This is a genomic window from Phytopseudomonas argentinensis (genome assembly GCF_900113905.1).
GTDB lineage: Bacteria > Pseudomonadota > Gammaproteobacteria > Pseudomonadales > Pseudomonadaceae > Aquipseudomonas > Aquipseudomonas argentinensis.
The window spans coordinates 136,499-158,124 of the sequence record NZ_FORC01000005.1 but is presented as its reverse complement, the minus strand read 5'-3'; the positions used below and the strand labels follow the sequence as shown (position 1 = coordinate 158,124).

General features: G+C 65.3%; 16 protein-coding genes. 1 reads left to right on the top strand and 15 read right to left on the bottom strand.

Translation table 11 applies throughout. The features are described 5' to 3' along the window. Positions 1 to 42: 42 nt before the first annotated feature. Positions 43 to 1,371, top strand: a complete 1,329-nt coding sequence (locus tag BM154_RS21275; protein ID WP_074889146.1) for an NTP/NDP exchange transporter — start codon at positions 43 to 45, stop codon at positions 1,369 to 1,371. Here BM154_RS21275 and BM154_RS21270 read toward each other — a convergent pair. From BM154_RS21270 to BM154_RS21200, 15 genes are all read right to left on the bottom strand, one after another. After that, positions 1,361 to 2,245 (bottom strand): LysR family transcriptional regulator, encoded by an 885-nt coding sequence (locus BM154_RS21270; protein WP_074889142.1) that lies wholly within the window; start codon positions 2,243 to 2,245, stop codon positions 1,361 to 1,363. The two genes, BM154_RS21275 and BM154_RS21270, sit on opposite strands and share 11 nt — an antisense overlap. Before the next feature lie 69 nt (positions 2,246 to 2,314). Further along, positions 2,315 to 5,101 (bottom strand): hybrid sensor histidine kinase/response regulator, encoded by a 2,787-nt coding sequence (locus BM154_RS21265; protein WP_074889139.1) that lies wholly within the window; start codon positions 5,099 to 5,101, stop codon positions 2,315 to 2,317. 161 nt (positions 5,102 to 5,262) lie between these two features. Further along, complete coding sequence (purD, locus tag BM154_RS21260) at positions 5,263 to 6,552, bottom strand: phosphoribosylamine--glycine ligase (protein WP_074889136.1); 1,290 nt, start codon at positions 6,550 to 6,552, stop codon at positions 5,263 to 5,265. A 197-nt stretch (positions 6,553 to 6,749) separates the two neighbouring features. Then, positions 6,750 to 8,354: a bifunctional phosphoribosylaminoimidazolecarboxamide formyltransferase/IMP cyclohydrolase gene (gene purH / locus BM154_RS21255; protein ID WP_074889134.1), complete on the bottom strand. Its 1,605-nt coding sequence runs from the start codon at positions 8,352 to 8,354 to the stop codon at positions 6,750 to 6,752. Between the two features lie 74 nt (positions 8,355 to 8,428). Continuing rightward, entirely contained in the window at positions 8,429 to 8,749 is a 321-nt protein-coding gene (gene fis, locus BM154_RS21250) for a DNA-binding transcriptional regulator Fis (RefSeq protein WP_070884611.1), read from the bottom strand. Then, positions 8,746 to 9,744: a tRNA dihydrouridine synthase DusB gene (dusB, locus tag BM154_RS21245; protein WP_074889131.1), complete on the bottom strand. Its 999-nt coding sequence runs from the start codon at positions 9,742 to 9,744 to the stop codon at positions 8,746 to 8,748. Before dusB ends, fis begins: the two co-directional genes overlap by 4 nt. 202 nt (positions 9,745 to 9,946) lie before the next feature. Beyond that, positions 9,947 to 11,350, bottom strand: a complete 1,404-nt coding sequence (locus tag BM154_RS21240) for a DUF3426 domain-containing protein (RefSeq protein ID WP_074889128.1) — start codon at positions 11,348 to 11,350, stop codon at positions 9,947 to 9,949. A gap of 116 nt (positions 11,351 to 11,466) precedes the next feature. Then, complete coding sequence (prmA, locus tag BM154_RS21235; RefSeq protein WP_074889125.1) at positions 11,467 to 12,345, bottom strand: 50S ribosomal protein L11 methyltransferase; 879 nt, start codon at positions 12,343 to 12,345, stop codon at positions 11,467 to 11,469. A gap of 76 nt (positions 12,346 to 12,421) precedes the next feature. Next, positions 12,422 to 13,117 carry a DUF4272 domain-containing protein gene (locus tag BM154_RS21230; protein WP_074889122.1) on the bottom strand — a complete coding sequence of 232 codons (696 nt, stop codon included), beginning with the start codon at positions 13,115 to 13,117 and terminating at the stop codon, positions 12,422 to 12,424. 76 nt (positions 13,118 to 13,193) lie between these two features. Beyond that, positions 13,194 to 14,549, bottom strand: a complete 1,356-nt coding sequence (gene accC, locus BM154_RS21225; protein WP_074889119.1) for an acetyl-CoA carboxylase biotin carboxylase subunit — start codon at positions 14,547 to 14,549, stop codon at positions 13,194 to 13,196. A gap of 17 nt (positions 14,550 to 14,566) precedes the next feature. Continuing rightward, positions 14,567 to 15,022, bottom strand: a complete 456-nt coding sequence (gene accB, locus BM154_RS21220) for an acetyl-CoA carboxylase biotin carboxyl carrier protein (protein WP_074889115.1) — start codon at positions 15,020 to 15,022, stop codon at positions 14,567 to 14,569. 112 nt (positions 15,023 to 15,134) lie between these two features. Further along, positions 15,135 to 15,584: a type II 3-dehydroquinate dehydratase gene (gene aroQ / locus BM154_RS21215; protein WP_027909693.1), complete on the bottom strand. Its 450-nt coding sequence runs from the start codon at positions 15,582 to 15,584 to the stop codon at positions 15,135 to 15,137. Positions 15,585 to 15,704: 120 nt separating this feature from the next. Further along, on the bottom strand, positions 15,705 to 17,477 hold the full coding sequence (locus tag BM154_RS21210) for a protein-disulfide reductase DsbD (protein ID WP_083414628.1): 1,773 nt from the start codon (positions 17,475 to 17,477) through the stop codon (positions 15,705 to 15,707). A 357-nt stretch (positions 17,478 to 17,834) separates the two neighbouring features. Beyond that, the gene (locus tag BM154_RS21205) at positions 17,835 to 19,799 is read right to left on the bottom strand and encodes a methyl-accepting chemotaxis protein (RefSeq protein WP_074889109.1); all 1,965 of its coding nucleotides are present in this window, start codon (positions 19,797 to 19,799) and stop codon (positions 17,835 to 17,837) included. A 158-nt stretch (positions 19,800 to 19,957) separates the two neighbouring features. Next, positions 19,958 to 21,571 carry a response regulator gene (locus BM154_RS21200; RefSeq protein WP_074889107.1) on the bottom strand — a complete coding sequence of 538 codons (1,614 nt, stop codon included), beginning with the start codon at positions 21,569 to 21,571 and terminating at the stop codon, positions 19,958 to 19,960. Positions 21,572 to 21,626 lie beyond the last annotated feature (55 nt).

Below are 21,626 nucleotides of genomic sequence, written 5' to 3'. Positions count from 1 at the left end.
TGAGCCATACTGCACCTTTCGACGCCCGGAAGCCGATACGCCATGACCCTTTCCCTGCCCCAGCGCCTGGCGCGCGCCATCAACGCGCAGCCCGGCGAGCTGACTGCGGCGCTGGCCGGTTTTGCATTGTTCTTCTGCCTGTTCTGTGGCTACTTCATGCTGCGGCCGATTCGCGAGTCGATGGGCATCCAGGCCGGGGTGGACAACCTGCAATGGCTGTTCACCGCCACCTTCGTGGTCATGCTGCTGGCCGTTCCGCTGTTCGCCTGGCTCAACTCACGGGTGCCTCGTATCCGCTTCATCGACTGGGTATACGGCTTCTTCTGCGTCAACCTGCTGGCCTTCGCGCTGGCATTCTGGCTGGTGGCCGACAGCCTGTGGCTGGCGCGAGGGTTCTACGTGTGGATATCGGTCTACAACCTGTTCGTGGTCTCGGTGGCCTGGAGCCTGATGGCCGATGTATTCGACTCGCCCCAGGCCAGGCGCCTGTTCGCCTTTATCGCTGCGGGCGCCAGCGTTGGCGGCCTGGCCGGCCCGGCGTTGAGCGCGTTGCTGGCCGGGGGTATCGGGGCCAGTGGCCTGGCGCTGCTGGCGGCAGTGCTGTTGGCCGCTGCGCTGGCGCTCAAGCATCACCTGATGGCTTGGCGTGAGTACGCCGGCGCTGGGCGGCCGGGCGCCAGTCCGGCGGAGAGTCCGCGGCAGCCGGTGGCGGGGAACCCGTTCAGCGGAGTGACGCGGATCCTGGGATCGTCCTATCTGCTGGGCATCTGTGCCTTCGTCATCCTGCTCGCCACCACGACCACCTTCCTGTACTTCGAGCAGGCGCGGCTGGTGGCCGAGCTGTTTCCCGAGCGTAACGAGCAGGTGCGGGTCTTCGGGCTGATCGATTTCGTGGTGCAGGCCGGCGCGCTGCTGGCCCAGCTGTTCATCACCAGCCGCGTGGCCCAGCGCCTCGGCGTGCGTAGCCTGTTGGCCGCTGTGCCGATCCTGATGTGCGCAGGCTTTCTGGCCCTGGCCATGACGCCCACCTTCGCGGTACTGGCCGGCCTGATGATCGTGCGGCGTGTCGGCGAATACGCCTTCGTGCGCCCGGGTCGGGAAATGCTCTTCGCGCCGCTGGATGCCGAGAGCAAGTACAAGGCCAAGAACTTCATCGACACCGTGGTCTATCGCGGCGGCGATGCCCTCAGCGGTTGGGCCAAGAGCCTGCTCGACCTGTTCGGCCAAGGCGTGGCGCTGATCGCCCTGATCGGTGCACTGTGCGCCGCCGTATGGGGGTTGTTGGGCTGGTACCTGGGCGGCCGTGCCGATCGCGGTGCAACCGCCGTTCAGCCGCCCGGTGACGAAAACGCAGCGTCGATCAGGCGTTGATCAGCGTGCGCGCTTCGCTGAAGCAGGCTTCTGCCAGGGGCGAGCGGGGCGCGCCATGGCGCATGATCAGGCCCAGGGGCGCCAGGGTGTGGGCGTCCTCGATGGGCGTGAGGATCAGCTCGTTGGTGAATTCGGCCAGGCCGTTGCGCAGCGGCATGATCGAGCAGCACAGCCCGGCGCTGACGGCTTGCAGCAGTTGGTGAACGGCATCGGTTTCCAGTTTGGGCAGGGGGGTCAGGCCGCGAGAGCGGAAACAGTGGTCGATGGATTGGCGAAAGTGCATGCCGGCCGACAGCAAGCCCAGGGGCAGGTCGATCAGGCTCTCCCAGCGCAGGGTGGTTTCGGTGAACTGGAAGTGGCGGCGGTCGTACAGCAGGCCCATGCGTGTGGGGGCCAGCTCCAGGCTGTCGAAGTGCTCGCGATCCAGGCGGTCCAGGTAGGAGAGGCCCAGATCCAGCTGGTTGCTGCCCAGACGCTCGAGAATCTGGTCGCTGCTTAGGGCGAACAGCTGGAAACGCAGCCCCGGGTGCTGCTCGGCGAACAGCCGCACCAGCTCCATGGGGTCGAAACCGGACAACGGCACCACCCCCAGGCGCAGGGTGCCGACCAGCTGCCCACGGCAGGCTGCAGCCTCGGCATACAGGCCATCATGGGCGGCCATCAGGCTGCGCGCCCAGGCCAGTACCCGCTCGCCTTCGGCGGTGAAGCCTTCGAAGCGCTGGCCACGGCGTACCAGCTCCAGGCCGAGTTCGTTCTCCAGGTTGCGCAGGCGCATCGACAGCGTCGGCTGGGTGACATGACAGCGGGTGGCCGCCTGGCCGAAGTGGCGGGTTTCGTCGAGGGCGATCAGAAACTTGAGCTGCTTGATATCCATGGGCGCTCTATCTGGGGAGTCGGCGATGCCTTGGCGGCGCGGGCGGCATCGAAAATTCTAGGAGCCGCATCAGGAGACGACGGTATCGTCCTGGCTCTGGGTATGGCGTTCGCCCACCCAATATTCGATCAGGTCGCGCAGCTGGGAGAGCTCCACCGGCTTGGCCATGTGGCCGTCCATGCCGACCTGGCGCGCGCGTTCCTTGTGTTCGCTGAGGATGTGCGCGGTCAGAGCCACCACCGGCGTGCGTGGCCGGCGTTCGGCGATCTCCCAGGCACGCAGCTGCTCGGTGGCGGAAAAGCCGTCCATCACCGGCATCTCGCAATCCATCAGCACCAGATCGTAGCGCTGGGCCTTCATGGCGCTCAGGGCTTCCTCGCCATTGCTTGCCGTGTCCGGCTTGAGGTTGAGCTTGCCGAGCATGCCGCGGATCACCTTGGTGGAGATGCTGTTGTCTTCGGCGACCAGGATGCGGAAATCCTCGGGCACCTCCAGGCTCGCCGGGCTGGCGACGACAGGCGCGTCTGCCCCGCGCTGACGCTGGGCCAGTTCGTCGGCCAGGGTGGCCTTGAGCGTATAACCGGCTACCGGCTTGGCGAGGATGCGCTTGATCCCGGCGTTACGGGCGATGATCTTGCTCGGCGCATGGCTGATGCCGGTAAGCATGATGATCAGGATGTCGTGGTTGAGGCTCGGGTCTTCCTTGATCTTGGCCGCCAGCTGCATGCCGCTCATGCCCGGCATGTCCTGGTCGAGCAGCACCACGTCGAAGTATTCGCGCATGTGTGCCCGGGTGCGCAGCAGCGCCAACGCTTCCTTGCCCGACGGCACGCTGCTGACGTTCATACCCCAGGCGTTGCACTGCTGCAGCAGTACCTTGCGGCAGGTGTCGTTGTCATCCACCACCAGCAGGCGGGTGCCTTGCAGGGTGCCGTCGATATCGGTGCTCGGCTGCTGCAGGCGGGCGTCGTCGAGCGGCAGGGTCAGCCACAGGGTCGAGCCCTGGTTGCCGCCACTCTGAATGCCGAATTCGCCGCCCATCAGCAGGATCAGCTGGCGGGCGATGATCAACCCCAGGCGGCTGCCCAGGCGGGTAGCGGAGAGGAAGTCGCGGCTCTGCAATTCGGTGTTGAGCAGGGCGTCGCGCTCGCTGGCGTCGAGCGGATGGCCGCTGTCCTGTACGGCGAAGCGCAGGCGCGGCTGCTGGCCGCTGGTATCGAGGGCCACCACCAGCAGGATCTCGCCTTCGCTGGTCTGCTTGAAGGCGTTGTCCAGCAGGCTGAGGAGGATCTGTCGCAGGCGCGTCGGATCGCCGCTGACGATGCGTGGCACCTGGGGCTGGATGAAGCTGATCAGCTCGATCTTCTGCAGCTCGGCCTTGGCGCGGAAGATGTCCAGGCAGTCCTCGGTCAGGGCGTTGAGGTCGAACTGCACGTCGTCCAGCTCGATCTGCCCGGACTCCAGCTTGGAAATGTCGAGAATCTCGTTGATCAGGTTGAGCAGCTCGTTGCCGGAGCTGTGGATGGTCTGCACGTAGTCGCGCTGCTTGGCCGACAACGGTGTGCCGAGCAGCAGCTCGGTCATGCCCAGCACGCCGTTCATCGGCGTGCGGATCTCATGGCTGATCTTGGCCAGGAACTCCGCCTTGGCCTTCAGCTCGGCGTCGTTGGCGGCCAGGGCGGTGCGCGCACGCGAAGCCGCGCGCTGCAGTTGGCGGTGGTGTTCGGCGAGGGCGGCGCTGAGGATCACCCCGCTGAGGGTGGCGATGGTGAACACCCCGATGACCAGCCAGCCCGGGTCGAGCTGGTCGAAACCGAACAGGATGGGAATGAACAGGCCGAAGCCGACGTTGAACACCACCATGGCCACGACCAGCAGGCGCGCCGACTGGTAGCCGTTGTGCCAGTGCACGCCGCTGACCAGCAGCACCGCGAGGGTACCGAGAAACACCATCAGGTAGACCAGCGCGCTGTACCACAGCAGCCCGGTGATCAGGATGGTCAGGCCCAGCAGCAGGGTCAGCAGGGCGTGGCCCTGGAGGATCAGGTTGAGCTTGCTGCGCTGCATCGCCGTGTTGTGGAAGAAGCCGAGCACGAACGCGGACAGACAGAACGCGGCGAGCAGCGCACTGATGTCGGCGATCAGCGACTGGTTGTAGCCCAGGCTCGGCACCCAGGCCGCCAGCAGGCCCAGGTTGGCGGCCGCACAGACGGCCAGACCGGCATGCAGGCCGGCCAGCCACAGGCTGCACACCGAGCGCATGTAGGCGAAGCGGATCAGGTTGTAGACGACCACCAGCAACAGCGCGCCGAGCAGCGCACCGAACAGGTAGGCCGGTTTCTCCAGGCTGACCAGCTCGGCCTCGTCGATGACCTTGAACCAGGCCATCAGCGGATGGTTGGAGGTCATCCGCACATAGACTTCCCGGGCCTGCCCGTCGTTGGGCAGCGACATCAGGTAGGCGCGCGAAGGCAGCGGGCGCGAGCTCATCGGCATCGACTCACCGCTGTGCACGGCCTGTTCGATCAGCGGGCCGTTGAGCAGGTAGTAATCGAGATACTGCACACGTGGCGCGAACAGCCACAGCCAGTACGGCGGCTGATGCCCGGGCACGTCGAAACGCAACCACACGGCTTTCTGGCTGGGCGGGTAGGTAAAGGCGAGGTCATCGAGGGGCAGGAACTGGTTGCGCCGGCTGCGCACCTCGTCCAGCGTCAGCTGGGCGCTGTCGTCGACCAGTACCGACCAGCCGCTGGCATAGGGCGTGACGACCCGCGGCGCGGCTGTGCTCGACAGGCAGACGCCGGTCAACAGCAGGCTGACGAGTAGACCTATGGCGATCCTGAGCCGTCGCACGTGGCAATCCCTTTTAGGTTATACGGCTGAACTATAGCCGGCCGTGGTGGTGCAGACTATGTAACTGAGACGCTATCCTGACAGCCAGAACACGCTGTCGATCAGCGGACTCCGGGGCATTGCCGACGGGCGGCATCGGTTGATGCCGCCGTCTTGTTACTTCACTTTTCGCCGCGCTCGCGGGCGATTGCCCGATAGCCGATGTCGTTACGATGGAACATACCGTTCCAGCGGATCTTCGCGGCCAGGCGATAGGCCTGCTGCTGGGCATCGGCGACGCTGGCGCCGATGGCGGTGGCGCACAGCACGCGGCCGCCGGCAGTGACAACCTGGCCGTCCTGCAGGGCGGTACCGGCATGGAACACCTTGCCTTCCAGCTGCGCAGCGTCATCGAGGCCTTCGATCACGTCGCCCTTGGCGTAGTCGCCCGGGTAGCCGCCAGCGGCCAGCACCACGCCCACGGTGGGGCGTGGATCCCAGGTCGCTTCGACCTTGTCCAGCGCCTTGGCCAGCGCCGCCTCGACCAGCAGCACCAGGGAGCTTTCCAGGCGCACCATGATCGGCTGGGTTTCCGGATCGCCAAAGCGGCAGTTGAACTCGATGACCTTGGGCGCGCCTGACTTGTCGATCATCAGGCCGGCGTACAGGAAACCGGTGTAGACGTTGCCTTCGGCCGCCATGCCGCGCACGGTCGGGTAGATCACTTCGTCCATCACCCGCTTGTGCACCTGGGCGGTGACCACCGGCGCCGGCGAGTAGGCGCCCATGCCGCCGGTGTTCGGGCCGCTGTCGGCATCGCCAACACGCTTGTGGTCCTGGCTGGTGGCCATCGGCAGGACGTTCTCGCCGTCGACCATGACGATGAAGCTGGCTTCCTCACCATCGAGGAATTCCTCGATCACCACGCGTGAGCCGGCGTCACCAAAGGCGTTGCCAGCGAGCATGTCGCGCACCGCGTCCTCGGCTTCCTGCAGGGTCATGGCAACGATCACGCCTTTGCCCGCCGCCAGGCCATCGGCCTTGATGACGATGGGCGCGCCTTTCTCGCGCAGGTAGGCCAGCGCCGGCTCGACCTCGGTGAAGTTCTGGTAGTCGGCCGTCGGGATCTTCTGGCGGGCCAGGAAATCCTTGGTGAAGGCCTTGGAGCCTTCCAGCTGGGCAGCGGCGGCAGTCGGGCCGAAGATGTCCAGGTCACGGGAGCGGAAAAGATCCACCACGCCCTTCACCAGCGGTGCTTCCGGGCCGACGATGGTCAGCTGCACGTTCTTTTCGGCGAAGTCGGCCAGCGCCTGGATGTCCAGCACGTCGATGGCCACGTTCTCGCACTTGGCTTCGGTGGCGGTGCCGGCGTTGCCGGGAGCGACGAAGACCTTGGCGATGCGCTTGTCCTGCGCCACTTTCCAGGCCAGGGCGTGTTCACGACCGCCGCTGCCGATGATCAATACGTTCATGTCTCTCTCCCAATGGAGGCAGGCCTTGAGCCCGCGTGGCGGATAAGCGAAGCGTTATCCGCCCTACAAATTCCGAGGTCGCGACCGGGCCGGTAGATGCAAGGCGCGGCTGGTTTCGATAAGCGGAGTGCCTGTTGGCAATGAGCATTATCGGAGCCAGCTGCAACGCCGCAGATGCCTGTCCGAGTGCGGCCGATTTAGTGCCTGAAGTGGCGCATGCCGGTAAACACCATCGCAATCCCTGCCTCGTCGGCGGCGGCGATCACTTCATTGTCGCGCATCGAGCCACCCGGCTGGATCACCGCGGTGATACCGGCCTTGGCGGCGTTGTCGATACCGTCGCGGAACGGGAAGAAGGCGTCCGAGGCCATGACCGCGCCCGGTACCGGCAGGCCTGCGTGCTCGGCCTTGATGCCGGCAATGCGCGCGGAGTTGACGCGGCTCATCTGGCCGGCGCCGACACCGACGGTCTGGCGGTTCTTGGCGTAGACGATGGCGTTGGATTTGACGAACTTGGCCACTTTCCAGGCAAAGATCAGGTCATGGACTTCCTGCTCGCTCGGCGCGCGCTGGGTGACGATCTTCAGGTCGTCGGCGGTGATCATGCCGATATCGCGGCTCTGCACCAGCAGGCCGCCGTTGACGCGCTTGTAATCCCAGCCCGGCGCACGGGTAGCTGGCCACTCGCCGCACTCGAGCAGGCGCACGTTGGCTTTGGCGGCCACTACTTCACGGGCTGCGGCGCTGATTTTCGGGGCGATGATCACTTCGACGAACTGGCGTTCGACGATGGCCTTGGCGGTTTCAGCGTCCAGCTCGCGGTTGAAGGCGATGATGCCGCCGAACGCCGACTCGCTGTCGGTGGCGTAGGCCAGGTCGTAGGCCTTGCGGATACCGCCCTCGTTCTCGGGAACCACGGCGACGCCGCACGGGTTGGCATGCTTGACGATCACGCAGGCCGGCTTGACGAAGCTCTTCACGCATTCCAGCGCGGCGTCGGTGTCGGCCACGTTGTTGAACGACAGTTCCTTGCCCTGCAGCTGCACGGCGGTGGCCACGCAGGCTTCGTCGGCATGCTCGACGTAGAACGCGGCTTGCTGATGCGGGTTCTCGCCGTAGCGCATGTCCTGCGCCTTGACGAACTGGGTGGTGAAAGTGCGCGGGAACAGGCTGCGATCTTCGGTGGAGAGGCTGTCGCGGCCCTGGTCGATGGTGCCCAGGTAGTTGGCGATCATGCCGTCGTAGGCGGCGGTGTGTTCGAAGGCCTTGAGGGCCAGGTCGAAGCGCTGGGCATAGCACAGGCCACCGAGCTTCAGGGAGTCGATGACTGCTTGGTAGTCGCCGGCATTGACCACGATGGCCACGTCCTTGTGGTTCTTGGCGGCCGAGCGAACCATGGTCGGCCCGCCGATATCGATGTTCTCGATGGCGTCGGCCAGGTCGCAACCCGGCTTGGCCACGGTGGCAGCGAAGGGGTACAGGTTGACTGCAACCAGGTCGATCGGCTTGATGCCGTGCTCGTCCATCACCGCGCCGTCGAGGGCACGACGGCCGAGGATGCCGCCGTGGATCTTCGGATGCAGGGTCTTCACCCGGCCGTCCATCATTTCCGGAAAGCCGGTGTAGTCGGCCACTTCCACTGCTGCCACGCCGTTGTCCTTGAGCAGCTTGTAGGTGCCACCGGTGGAGAGGATTTCCACGTTGAGGGCGACGAGCTCGCGGGCGAATTCGAGGATGCCGGTCTTGTCGGAAACGCTGATCAGCGCACGGCGGACGGGGAGGCGGGTGGTCTGGTCGGTCATTACAGGATCCATCAGCAGGGGAATCAGTAAAAAGGGCGGCTCATCAAGGCCGCCCTTCTTCAGGATTTCGGTGATTACAGCAGATCGTACTGCTTGAGCTTCTTGCGCAGCGTGCCGCGGTTCAGGCCCAGCAGCTCGGAAGCCTTGGTCTGGTTGCCTTTCACGTAGTTCATGACGGTCTCCAGCAGCGGGGCTTCCACTTCCGTGAGCACCAGGTTGTAGACGTCGGTGACGTCCGCACCCTCTAGGTGAGCGAAGTAGTTGTGCAGGGCTTTCTCGACGCTGCCGCGTAGGGTCTGGCCTTCTTCGCTCGGTGTGTTGAGGTGCTGTTTCAAGCTGGTGTTGTCGCTCACGGGTGCAATCCCACTTCCTAAAGTCTCGTTCATCAGTGTCATGCGGCAGCCTCTTTTTCGTCGTTGTAGCGCTCACCGAAGAACTGGCGAACGCTTGCACATTGCGCCTCCTGGCTGTCCAGACGATTGAACCGGGCACGGAATTCGCGGGCGCCGGGCAGCGTCGCGAGGTACCAGCCCACATGCTTGCGAGCGATGCGCACGCCCATTACATCGCCATAGAAGGCGTGCAGGGCGGCCAGGTGCTCGAGCAGAATGCATTCGATCTCGGCCAGCGCAGGGGCCGGGCAATGGGCTCCGGTGCGCAGGTAATGCTCTATTTCTCTGAAAATCCATGGGCGGCCCTGGGCCGCCCGGCCGATCAGCAGGCCATCGGCACCGGTAGCGGCCAACACCTGGGCGGCTTTTTCCGGCGAATCGATGTCGCCATTGGCCAGTACCGGAATCGATACCGCCTGCTTGATCGCGGCGATGGTGTCGTACTCGGCCTCGCCGGTGTACAGGTCGGCGCGGGTGCGGCCATGTACCGCCAGGGCGACGATGCCGCACTGCTCGGCAATCCGCGCGACCTCAACGCCATTCTTGTTCTGGCGGTCCCAGCCGGTGCGGATCTTCAAGGTGACCGGCACATCGACCGCAGCCACCACCGCCTCGAGAATCGCCTGCACCAGCGGCTGGTCCTTGAGCAGAGCGGAACCGGCGGCCTTGTTGCAGACCTTCTTGGCCGGGCAACCCATGTTGATGTCGATGATCTGCGCGCCCAGCTGCACGTTGGCGCGGGCCGCCTCGGCGAGCATCTGCGGGTCACCACCGGCGATCTGCACGGAGCGTGGCTCCGGATCGCCACTGTGGATCATGCGCAGGCTCGACTTGCGGGTATTCCACAGGCGCACATCGCTGGTGACCATCTCCGACACCACCATACCGGCGCCCAGGCGTCGGCACAGTTGCCGGAACGGCTGATCGGTGACCCCGGCCATGGGGGCCAGGATCAGTCGATTGGGCAATGTATAGGGGCCGATGCTTAGCGCCGACATAGGGCTTCCCTGCTCAAGAGACGTGCTGTTGAGGCCAGTAGGAGAGTACGAAAAAGGGTGGAGATCATACCCGCTCTGAATGACCGGATAAAGGTGGTTTTGAACAAAATCTGAACAGTTGGATCGCGCCGGCCCGCCGCGTCGCCGGTCGGCCGCGGTGCAGACGGCTGTCCGCCTGGCACCGCTTATCGGCTGCCGAGCCTTACTCCGGTGAGTGGAAGTTGAGGCTGTAGTTCACCGCGCGCGCGCCGGGATCAAGGATGTCCAGGGCGATATGGATCGGCGTCTGCGGGGGCATTTCCGCCTGGCCGGCCAGTTCGCCGGCCAGGTATTCGCTGGGCTTGAAGCGGCGACTGGCGATGAGTTGGCCATTGAGATCGGCGAAACGCATCTCCAGCAGCGGAAATGGCTGCGAGAACGGCGCACGATTGTAGATGATTGCGTCAACTACCAATGCACCACTGAATTCCGGATGGCTGCGCACCACCAGATTGCTGCTCTTGATCTGCTCGATGTCTACCTTGGACGGCAGGCTGCAGCCGATCACCGGACAGGCCTTTTCGAACCAGGGGCGGTACTGATCCTGGCGCGCCAGTTCGGCGTAGTGGTAGATCACGTATTGCCCGGCCAGTGCAGTGGCGGCGAGCAGGTTGAGCAGCCCCCAGCCGATCCAGCGACCCCATGGCTTGCGCGGCGGGCGCCAGTCGAGCTGCAGCGGTTCCTCTTCGAGTTCGAACAGCGCCTCGTCGCGCAGGTTCGGCTCGTTGCGCGCGCGGGTTTTCTGGGCGTTCTTTGCCACGCGCGGCGGCGTGGCCGGCTCGTCATCCTCAGGGGTATCGGCAAGTGGAGCGGGCTCGGGCTCGTCGTCGCGTTGCGCGCTCAGGCTGAAGGCCGGCTCCGCCTGCGGCTCTTCACGGCGCGTGGCAGCGGGCTTCGGGGTGCCCAGCACGTCGCGCAGGCCGGGCGTCTTGGGAATCGGAGGCAGCGGCTCGGCGGCCTTGCCAGGTGGCGGCTGGCCAAAGTCGATGCTCGGCGTCGGGCGCTCGCCGAGCGGTTCGAGCTCCAGCTTGCTGACCGGTGGGTCGTCACGCAGCAGGGCTTCTGCCCAGCGTTCGTCCTCGGCAGGCTCGTCATCGTCCTGATCGTCGAAACTCGGCGTCTGCCGGGCGGGCAGATCGAGCTCGAGGAACTGACGGGACAGCTGCTGCTCCTGGGCTTCGAGCTTGGCCAGTTCCTCGTCGAGATCCAGACCATCGAGATCCAGGTCGTCATGGATCCACAGCGTGCCGTCGTCTGGTTTGCCCGCCGGTTTGCCAGGCGCGGGCGGCACTGCTGCGATACTGGGTGCGGGTGCGGGTGCGGGTGCGGGTGCGGGTGCGGGTGCGGGTGCGGGTGCAGGTGCAGGTGGTTTTGCTGTTGCTGCTGGTGGTGCGGCCGTGCGCATGTCCGGGATGTGATGACCCTGCTCGCGCAACTGGCGGGCAGCGTTGAACACCTGCAGGCAGGCGCCGCAGCGCACCGAGCCCTGGGCGACAGCTAGCTGGGCCAGGTTCACGCGGAAACTGGTGCTGCAGTTCGGGCATTGGGTCACGAAGCTTTCGGTCATGCTGAATCCGACGGCCGCAGGGCGGCAAAAACGGGGGCGATAGTCTAACCCAACAGATTGCAAAAGCTGCATTAAGTGCCGTGGCCCGCCGATGCGGCCACGGCACGGCCACTCGCTTAGCGGCGAACGCCGCTGATGCGCACCCAGCCGTCCAGGGTGGCGGTAGGGTCGAGCTGGAAGTGGGCGGCGTAGGCGGCGCGCACCTCTTCGGCTTGTTCAGCAAGAATGCCCGACAGGGCCAGGCGGCCGCCGCGCTTGACCAGTCCGGTGATCTGCGGCGCCAGGCTGACCAGCGGGCCGGCAAGGATGTTGGCCACGACCACGTCGGCTGGCTCCTGGGGCAGGTCGCCTGGCAGGTAGACCGGGAAGCGTTCCTCGGCGATGCCGTTGCGCCCGGCGTTGTCGCGCGAGGCTTCCAGGGCCTGCGGGTCGATGTCAGTACCGACCGCGCGCGGCGCGCCAAGCAACAGCGCGGCGATGGCCAGGATGCCCGAGCCGCAGCCGAAGTCGAGCACGCTGCAGCCTTCCAGCGGCTGAGCGTCGAGCCACTGCAGGCACAGCGAGGTGGTCGGGTGGGTGCCGGTGCCGAATGCCAGGCCCGGGTCGAGCAGCAGGTTGACGGCATCCGGCTCCGGCGCTTCATGCCAGCTCGGCACGATCCACAGGCGCTGGCCAAAGCGCATCGGTGCGAAGCCGTCCATCCAGCTGCGCTCCCAGTCCTGGTCCTCGATGCGCTCGATATGGTGCTCGGGCAGCGCGCCGTCGGTCAGCAGCTGCAGGTGGGCAGTCAGCGCATCGGCATCGGTATCGGCCTCGAACAGGGCGAGCAGGTGGGTGTGGCTCCACAGCGGCGTGGTGCCCAGGTCGGGCTCGAAGATCGGCTGGTCTTCGGCATCCATGAAGGTGACGGACACCGCGCCGACTTCCAGCAGGGCGTCTTCGTAAGTGGGCGCCTGCTCGGGGGTGATGGCGAGGCGCAGTTGTAGCCAGGGCATGGGAGGCTCCGGTGAGGGGCGCGAGCGAATCACCCGCGGCGGCAAAGGTCTGTAGGCGCGAGCGCCGGCATTGGTGTCAGGTGCTGACGTCGGGATTGTCCCAGTCATCCTGGCCATCGTTGTCGATAAGCCAGTTTAAGGCGGCGTGGCGCTCCATGACTACGCTGGGGTTCAGGCCGGCCGGCATCGGTGCCTGCTTCAGGCGTGCATCCACGCAGGCCCAGTGGTAGCGGTAGATCAGGTCGGCTTCATCGAGAATGCTGGCGATGTCGCGCAGTTTCGTCGTGGCCATGAAGGCGGCGAAGTCCGGGTGCTGGGCCACGGCCTGGATGGCGAAGTCGCAATCGATGGCATGGTCGGGGAAGTCCAGTTCCTCCACCACGCCCAGGGCCCACAGCAGTACCCAGTACGCCTCGTACTTCCAGACCATATTGACCACATCCTGCTCACCACCCTCGTTGCCGAGGATGCGCACTTCGTTGTGCGTCAGCTGCGCGATGCCATACTGCTCCAGCAGCTCCTGGCACCAGCGGGCGGTGTCCGGCGTGTACTGGCCGGCCTGACGGTCGCAGGCCGCCTGGATGGCGATCAGGCAGGCGATGGCGCGCCGGGCGATGTCCTCGGCGCTGCGCACGCGCACCTCGCTGGCACTCTCGATGCACGGCAGGTGCTCGATATAGGGAATGCCGGCCGCGGTGAGGCGAGCGATGGACGCCTGCTTGCGCGCCTCTGGCGTCAGACTGCTCTCGTTGTCCTGGGAAGATCCGTTCATATCGCCTCCATTACAGGCTTTGAATGCAAAAGGGGAGCGGCCTTCGCCGCTCCCCTTCTGGTGGTGCTGGACGCGCTTAGTGCTTGTCCATACCCAGTTTCTTTTCCAGGTAGTGGATGTTGATCCCACCCTCGCAGAAACCTTTGTCACGTACCAGATCACGATGCAGCGGTACGTTGGTCTTGATGCCGTCGACGACGATCTCGTCCAGTGCGTTGCGCATGCGGGCCAGGGCCTCGTCGCGGGTCACGCCGTAGGTGATCAGCTTGCCGATCAGCGAGTCATAGTTCGGCGGCACCGAGTAGCCGCTGTACAGGTGCGAGTCGACGCGCACACCGAAACCGCCCGGCGCGTGGAAGTGCTTCACCTTGCCGGGGCAGGGCATGAAGTTGTCCGGGTCTTCGGCGTTGATGCGGCACTCCAGGGCGTGGCCCAGCAGCTTGATGTCTTCCTGCTTGTACGACAGCTTGTTGCCCGCGGCGATGCTGAGCATCTCCTTGACGATGTCGATGCCGGTGACCATTTCGGTAACCGGGTGCTCGACCTGGACGCGGGTGTTCATCTCGATGAAGTAGAAACGACCGTCTTCATAGAGGAACTCGAAGGTGCCGGCGCCGCGGTAGCCGATCTCGATGCAGGCATCGACGCAGCGCTTGAGCACTTCGGCGCGGGCCTTCTCGTCGATCAGCGGCGCCGGGGCTTCTTCCAGCACCTTCTGGTGACGGCGCTGCAGCGAGCAGTCGCGATCGTACAGGTGAATGGCGTTGCCCTGGCCGTCGGACAGCACCTGGACTTCCACGTGGCGCGGGTTGCCGAGGAACTTCTCCAGGTAGACCATCGGGTTGCCGAACGCGGCACCGGCTTCGGTGCGGGTCAGCTTGGCCGACTTGATCAGGTCTTCTTCCTTCCACACCACGCGCATGCCGCGACCACCACCGCCGCCGGCGGCCTTGATGATCACCGGGTAGCCGACTTCACGGGCGATGCGCAGGGCCTCGGCTTCGTCTTCCGGCAGCGGGCCGTCGGAGCCTGGAACCACCGGTACGCCGGCCTTGATCATGGCGTCCTTGGCAGACACCTTGTCGCCCATCAGGCGAATGGTGTCAGCTTTCGGGCCGATAAAGGCGAACCCGGAGTTTTCCACCTGTTCGGCGAAGTCGGCGTTTTCCGCGAGGAAGCCGTAGCCAGGGTGAATGGCAGTGGCACCTGTGAGCTCCGCGGCGCTGATGATGGCCGGGATGTTCAGGTACGACAGGTTGCCCGGCGCCGGGCCGATGCACACCGATTCGTCAGCCAGGGCCAGGTGCATCAGCTCGCGGTCGGCAGTGGAGTGCACGGCCACGGTCTTGATGCCCAATTCCTTGCAGGCACGCAGGATGCGCAGGGCGATCTCGCCGCGGTTGGCGATCAGAACTTTTTCCAGCTTCTGCATTACGGGTTCCCCGTGCATCAGACGATGGTGAACAGCGGTTGATCGTATTCCACCGGCTGGCCGTTCTCGCCCAGGATGGATTCGATCGTGCCGCTGGTTTCGGCCTCGATGTGGTTCATCATCTTCATCGCTTCGACGATGCAGAGGATGTCGCCTTTCTTCACGGTCGAACCGACTTCAACGAAGTTGGCCGAGGTCGGCGAAGCGGCGCGGTAGAAGGTACCGACCATCGGCGAGCGAACCACGGTGCCGTTCAGCTTGGCAGCGGCTGGCGCAGCGTCAGCGGCAGCGGCTACTGGAGCAGCGGCGGCAGCGACCGGAGCAGGCGCCGGGGCGTAGGTCGGTTGGGCGTAGGCCGGTTGCTTGCCATGGCGGCTGATGCGTACGGACTCTTCGCCCTCTTTGATTTCCAGCTCGTCGATGCCGGACTCTTCCAGCAGCTCGATCAGTTTTTTGACTTTGCGAATATCCATAGGTGTTCAACTCCCAGTCTGGTCAGGGTCGTTCAAGTTGTAGATGAACCGCCGCTTGAACAGATCGTATGAAAGCTACTGCGCATTCGGACGATCTGTCGTGACGCCGGTATCAGGTGTTTTTGCTCGCCAGTTGCTCCAGCGACGCTTCGAGCGCCAGGCGGTAGCCGGTGGCGCCGAGCCCGCAGATCACGCCTACCGCCACGTCGGAGAAGTAGGAGTGGTGCCGGAAAGGCTCACGCTTGTGCACGTTGGACAGGTGCACTTCGATGAATGGGATGCTCACCGCCAGCAACGCGTCACGTAATGCCACGCTGGTGTGGGTGAAGGCCGCCGGATTGATGATGATGAAGTCGACGCCTTCGCCCCGGGCGGCGTGGATGCGCTCGATCAGTTCGTATTCGGCGTTGCTCTGCAGGTGCAGCAGGTGATGGCCGGCTTCACGGGCGCGCTGCTCAAGATCGAGGTTGATCTGTTCGAGCGTGGTGGCCCCGTAGGTACCTGGCTCGCGGGTACCGAGCAGGTTCAAATTGGGGCCGTGCAAAACCAGCAACGTCGACATGATCCGGGCTTCCTTCTTTTTAGCTGCGCGGACTCTGCCAGAATTGCCGTAGGGCTGTCCAGTTTTTGGGAGTAGTCAGCACGATCCGTGCAGGGTTGGCCGAATATGTGACCGAATTGCCTAGAAACGTTCTCGTGCGCTACTCAGGCGCTCGGCAAAGCCTGCCGCGTCGATTTCGCCAACTACGCGCAGATCCTGCATTTCCTTGCCGCTGGCGTCGAACATCTGAATCGCCGGCGGGCCGAACAACTGATAACGATCGAGCACGGCGCGTTGCGCGGCAGTGCTGTCGGTCATGTCGAAACGCAGCAGGTGATAGTCGGCCAGTTGCGGGCCGATCTGCGGGGAATTGAACACTTCGCGTTCGATCTTCTTGCAGCTGATACACCAGTCGGCGTACCAGTCGAGCAGCAGTGGCTGGCCGCTGCTCCTGGCCTGGGCCAGCGCGGCGTCCAGCTCGGCGGGCGTGCTGACCGTCTGCCAGCTACCGGAGGTGCTCGACTGAGCGCTGGCGACGCCGCCGGCAAGGGGCTGCAGGGGATCGTCGTTGCCTTTCAGGGCGCCCGTCCAGGCGGCCAGGGCGTAGACCAGCAGCGCCAGGCCGAGCAGTTGGGCGAGCTTGCCGCGAGCATCTTTAGCGGTGAATTCCAGGGCACCGAGAAACAGCGCAACGCCGGCAGCCAGCAGCCCCCACAGCGCCAGAGAAAGTTGCCCCGGCAGCACCCGCTCGAGCAGCCAGACCGAAACGCCCAGCAGCATCACGCCAAAGGCGTTGCGCACGGCAACCATCCAGGTGCCGGACTTGGGCAGCAGGGCGCCGCCGCCAGCGGCGAAGATCACCAGTGGCGTGCCCATGCCCAGGCCCAGGGCGAACAGTTGCAAGGCGCCGCCGGCGGCATCGCCGGTGCTGCTGATATATAGAAGAAGCGCAGTGAATGGCGCAGTGATGCACGGCGAGACGATCAGGCTGGACAGCACGCCCAGGGTCGCGGCGCCGGCGATGGTGCCGCCCTGGGTCTGCGCTGCCTTGCGATCCAGGCGCTCACGAATGAACGCCGGCAGGCGCAGCTCGAAGACGCCGAACATGGCCACGGCGAACAGTGCGAAGAACAGCGCGAAGGGCACCAGGATCCACGGCGATTGCAGCATGGCCTGCAGGTTGAGCTTGGCGCCGAACAGCCCCATCAGCGCACCGAGCGCCGCATAGCAGGCGGCCATGGGCAGCACGTAGGCCAGTGACAGCACCAGGCCACGGCTCCTGCTTGGCCGGCCGCGCAGCACCACGCCGGAGAGGATCGGCAGCATGGGCAATACGCAGGGAGTGAAGGTCAGGGTAAGGCCGGCGGCGAACATCAGTGCCAGGTCGGTCCAACTCCAGGTGGTTTTCCCATTGCCTGGCGCGGCGGTGCCGTCGGCCTGGGCGGCAACGCCGCCGTTTACGGATAGTGTCTCGGTTTCCGGCGGGTAGCACAGACCCTTGTCGGCGCAGCCCTGGTAGGTGACGGCGAGGTTGAGCGGCTGGTTGTCCGGGTTGTTCAGCGGGATTTCGACGTCCAGCACTTCGTAGAACACCTGCACGTCACCAAAGTACTGGTCGTTCTTGTGCAGGCCTTCGGGCACCTCGACGGGCGCGCCGGCCAGCGCTGCCGGTTCGACCTTGAACTTGAACTGGTGGCGGTACAGGTAATAGCCCTCGGCCGCGACGAAGCGCACGGTGGCCGAGGTCGGCGAGCTATTGACCAGGCTGAGTTTGAACGCCTCGTGGACCGGCAGAAAGTCGGCGCTGTTGTTCAGCGCCTGACCCAGGGGCGCGGCATTCGGGCGGCTGTCGAACACCCCGGCGCCGGCAGGCAGGACGACGAGCAACAGCAGCAGGCAGATAAAACGTGGCATGGGCATCTCGGTGAGGCAGTGATCGCGCCATGATAGCGGAGCTGGCGCGCCGCGCCATGGGGTGCGCAGTAAGTGGCCGTTGCAGGCGGCGGATGGTGCGCGCCTCGGGAGCGGATGCTGCGACACAAGGCCGCGCGGGGTGGCTGCCTTCAATCGCGTCATGCGCAGATGCTGCGATTCGCGCGCATGGCGCGCTCCTACAACGGCGTGGCCAACTCCATGGCAGGGCGGCATACCTTGGGGGAACCGGCCATGCTCGTGATTCGCGGGCGTGGCCCGCTTCCATTAGCTCGTGGTTCGCGGCGCCTGACCTTGCTGTTTCCAGGGAGGGTAGGTGCATCTATCCTACAAGCGGCCTTACACCCGAAACGCCTGCACGGCCTGATCCAGCTGGCCGCTCAGCGCTTGCAGCTCGACGCTCTGCGCGCGGCCCTGGCCGATACGCTGCAGGTTGTCACCACCCAGTTGATGAATCCGCTCGCAGTGATCGCGAGTCTCGGCGACGGCGCCGCCCTGGTAGGCGGTGGCCTCGGCAATCCGTGCGGCCATGCTGGTAATGGTACCGATGGCGGCGACAATCTCGTCCAGCGCGCCATCGGCGGTGCGCGCCTGTTCGGCGGTCGCCTCGGCGTGTTCGACCTGGCTGCGCATCGCCTGTACCGAGCCGTTGGCCGCCTGCTGCAAACGGCCGATCACCTCCTGGATCTGTGCCGTGGCCGAACTGGTGCGCAGCGACAGCGAGCGGACTTCGTCTGCCACCACGGCGAAACCACGGCCCGCTGCGCCGGCACGGGCGGCCTCGATGGCGGCGTTGAGAGCCAGCAGGTTGGTCTGCTCGGCTACCCCGCGAATCACCGTCAGCACGCTGCCGATGGTGGCGGTTTCCGCGGCCAGGCGTTCGATGGACTGGGCGTTGTCCTGCACTTCCTCGACCAGCGCATGCAGGCCGGCCAGGCTGTTGCCGATCACCTGCTGGCCCTGGGCGAGGGCGCGGTCGGCGTTGCGACCGGCGGTTGCCGTCTGGCTGGCATCGTCGGCCACCTGCAGGATGGTGGCCTCCAGTTCGCCCAGTGCATCGCGAATCTGCGCCGTGTCGCTGGCCTGGCGTTCAGCACCGTCGTGCAGGCCGCTGCTCAGCTCGGCCAGGGTATGGCTGGACGCCGACACCTGGGCGGCGTGCTGGTGAATGGTGCCCACCAGCTCGACCAGATAGCGGCGCAGGCGGTTGAGCGATTCCTCGATATCACGCAGTTCACGGGTGTTGGTGGCCAGGCGGATCTCGCCGGCGAAGTCGCCCGCCGCCCAGGCCGAGAGCGCCGGCACCATATGTTCGAGCAGACGGCTGAGGCGACGCTGCAGGGTGTCGATGATCAGCGCGGTGAGCAGGATCAGCGCCACCATGATGCCGAGGATCAGGCGCACTTCGCCCTGGATGCGGCCATGCTCGCCGCGCACCAGGGGCTCCAGGGCGGTGAAAGCTTGCTGCACGGCATCCAGGCGCGTGCGGGTGGTGGTGGCGAGCTGGCTACGCTCTTCGATCAGCGCCTGGGTGCGCGCCAGCTCGCCTGGGTAGCGCCCCAGCAGGCTGTCCAGCTCGCGTTTCAGGGCGATGCCGCGATCCTGCGCCTCGCTCTCCTGGTTGTCGCTGTCCAGGCCCAGCAGGGACGCGAAGGCGTCGCCGCCCGAAACCGCCTGTTCCGTCAACCCGAGCAGGGGCAACTCGTCGATCTGCCTGGCTTGCGTCTGCAAGGCCTGTACCTCGCGCTCCACATCCGCGGCCAGTTCGCTGCGCCCGCTGCTGACCAGCTTGGCGCGCGCCAGGGCCAGGCGCGCCAGCTGCTGCGAGGCGTTGAACAGTGGCGAGCGATAGGCATCGGCGGCATCGCCCTGGCCCTCGTCGGCGTAGCGAGCGAGCCCCGCCAAGGCGTCGGCCATCTCGCGCTCTGCCTGGATCAGCAGCCCCTGTGGGTCCGCGGACAATTTGCCAGCGGCGAGCAATTGCTCGGCGGCGAAGGCCTTCAGCTCGCCCAGGCTGCTGCCCAGGTCGCCGGTGAGTGTGGCAGGCAGTTCAGCGACATTGGCCTGCAACGCGTCCAGGTTCTGGATGGCGGCGCTGTGCCGCAAGGCATCGCCGCTTTCCAGATAGCCGATGATGTTGCCGGCTGCCTCGCGCTGGAATTGCTGCGAGAGCTCCAGGTACTGCTCCATCAGCACGTAGGGGCGCTCCAGTGCCCGCTGCGACCACCAGAGGGTACAGGCCAGGGCAATGCCGATGCCGACCAGCATAAGGGTGTTGAGATTGGTGAGCGATTTGAGGCGCATGGGGCACGCTTGACGTCCGATCGGTGCTGGCACTGCGCCATGCAGTGCGGCTTGGTCGGTACGTTATGGCGCCTTTATGACAGTGTGGTTACGCGGCCGGCTGCGACGCGTTGATGACGCCAGGCGATCGACATGCGGTCGCCAGCCTCCGGCACCCCTTACCCGTAGATTTCGACGCGATTGCGGCCACCGTTCTTGGCGCGATACAGGGCCTCGTCGGCGCGCTGCGACAGGTGCTTGCTGTCCAGATCACCGACCAGCTCGGCAATACCGCAGCTGAAGGTGCAGCTCAGGTCGTGCGGGTGGGCGGGGTAATTGATCTCGGCGAAGCGCTTGCGTACTTCATCCAGCACCCTGCTGGCGGTCTGCGCATCGGTGTTGGGCATCACCACGGCGAACTCCTCGCCGCCATAACGACCGATGCAGTCGCTCTTGCGCAGGCGCTGCTTGAGGAACAGCGCCAGGCTCTTGATCACCCGATCGCCCATGGGGTGGCCGTAGTTGTCGTTGACCTTCTTGAAGTAATCGATATCGATCATCGCGAAGCTCAGCGGTTGCTCGTCGCGCTGGGCGCGGAAGCGGGCGTCCTCGAGCAGCTGCAGGGTATGGGTGTGGTTGAACAGCCCGGTAAGGCTGTCACGTACCATGCGCGCCTTGAGGCTGCGCGCGCGGTCGGCACGGTTGCGCACGGTGGCGATCAGGTGCCGCGGCTTGATCGGCTTGGTGAGGAAGTCGTCGCCGCCCTCACTCATCGCGTCGAGCTGCTTGTCGAGGTCGTCCTCGGCCGACAGGTAGATGATCGGCACGCTGACGTAGCGTTCGTTGTGACGGATCACCTGAGCCAGCTCGGTGCCGTTGCAGGCCGGCATGTACATGTCGAGGATGATCAGGTCGGGCTGGAATTCGGCCAGCTCGTCCATCGCCTGGATCGGTTCGGTGAGCGTGCGGGTGACGATGCCGGCGCTGTTGAGCACGCGCTCGGTGTGGGTCGCCTGGGCGCGGGAATCATCGACGATCAGCACGCGGTAGGGCTCGTACTGGGCCACGTGGGTCAGCACCTCGATGCGTTCCAGCAGGCTGGAGGCATCCAGCGAGCCGGTGAAGAACTCGCGCCCGCCCGCACGCACGGCGGCCAGGCGGGTCGGCGTGTCGGTGTCCTCATGGCTGTAGAACAGTACCGGGATCTTCTCCTGCAGACCTTCCTGGGCTGCCTGGGCCAGCTGCAGGCCATTGCCCGTGCCGGCGAAATCGATCTCCATGACGATGGCTGCCGGATGACGTTCGAGCATCGCGGCGCGAAAGGCGTTGGCGGTGTCCAGCGGCTTGGCGTTCATGCCAAAGAAGTCCAGCTGCTGGGCCAGACGCTCGGCGCGCTCGAGGTGCTGCAACGCCAGGTACACCGGTTTGCGCAACGGCGGCAGGCTGGTGTGCTCGAAGCGATCGCCATGGCGCAGGCCGGTGCGCGACAGGCGTTGCACCAGTTGGTTGAGCTCGCTGATCACTTCGCTGTTGAGGCGCCCGCGGTTGGCGTCGACGACATTCAGGCAGGCGACGATGCGCTTGCCCAGCTCACGGTGTTCGACCTGCTCGAAACGCTCGGCATAGCGCTGCAGCAGCTGCGCGGCCTCCTGCAGTTCATGCATGCCGATCTCGTTCCACTCACCACGCTGCAGGCGCTGCCAGACTTCCAGGACGTGGCGAGCCTGATGGATAACACGCTGGGCGAAGTGCTGTTTAAGTCGGTCGCGGCTGGGGTCTTCTTGCTCGTTCATAGCCTGTCAATCTGAGTACGGTGGCCTGATCGCCACCAGTTGATGGCGTCATGCT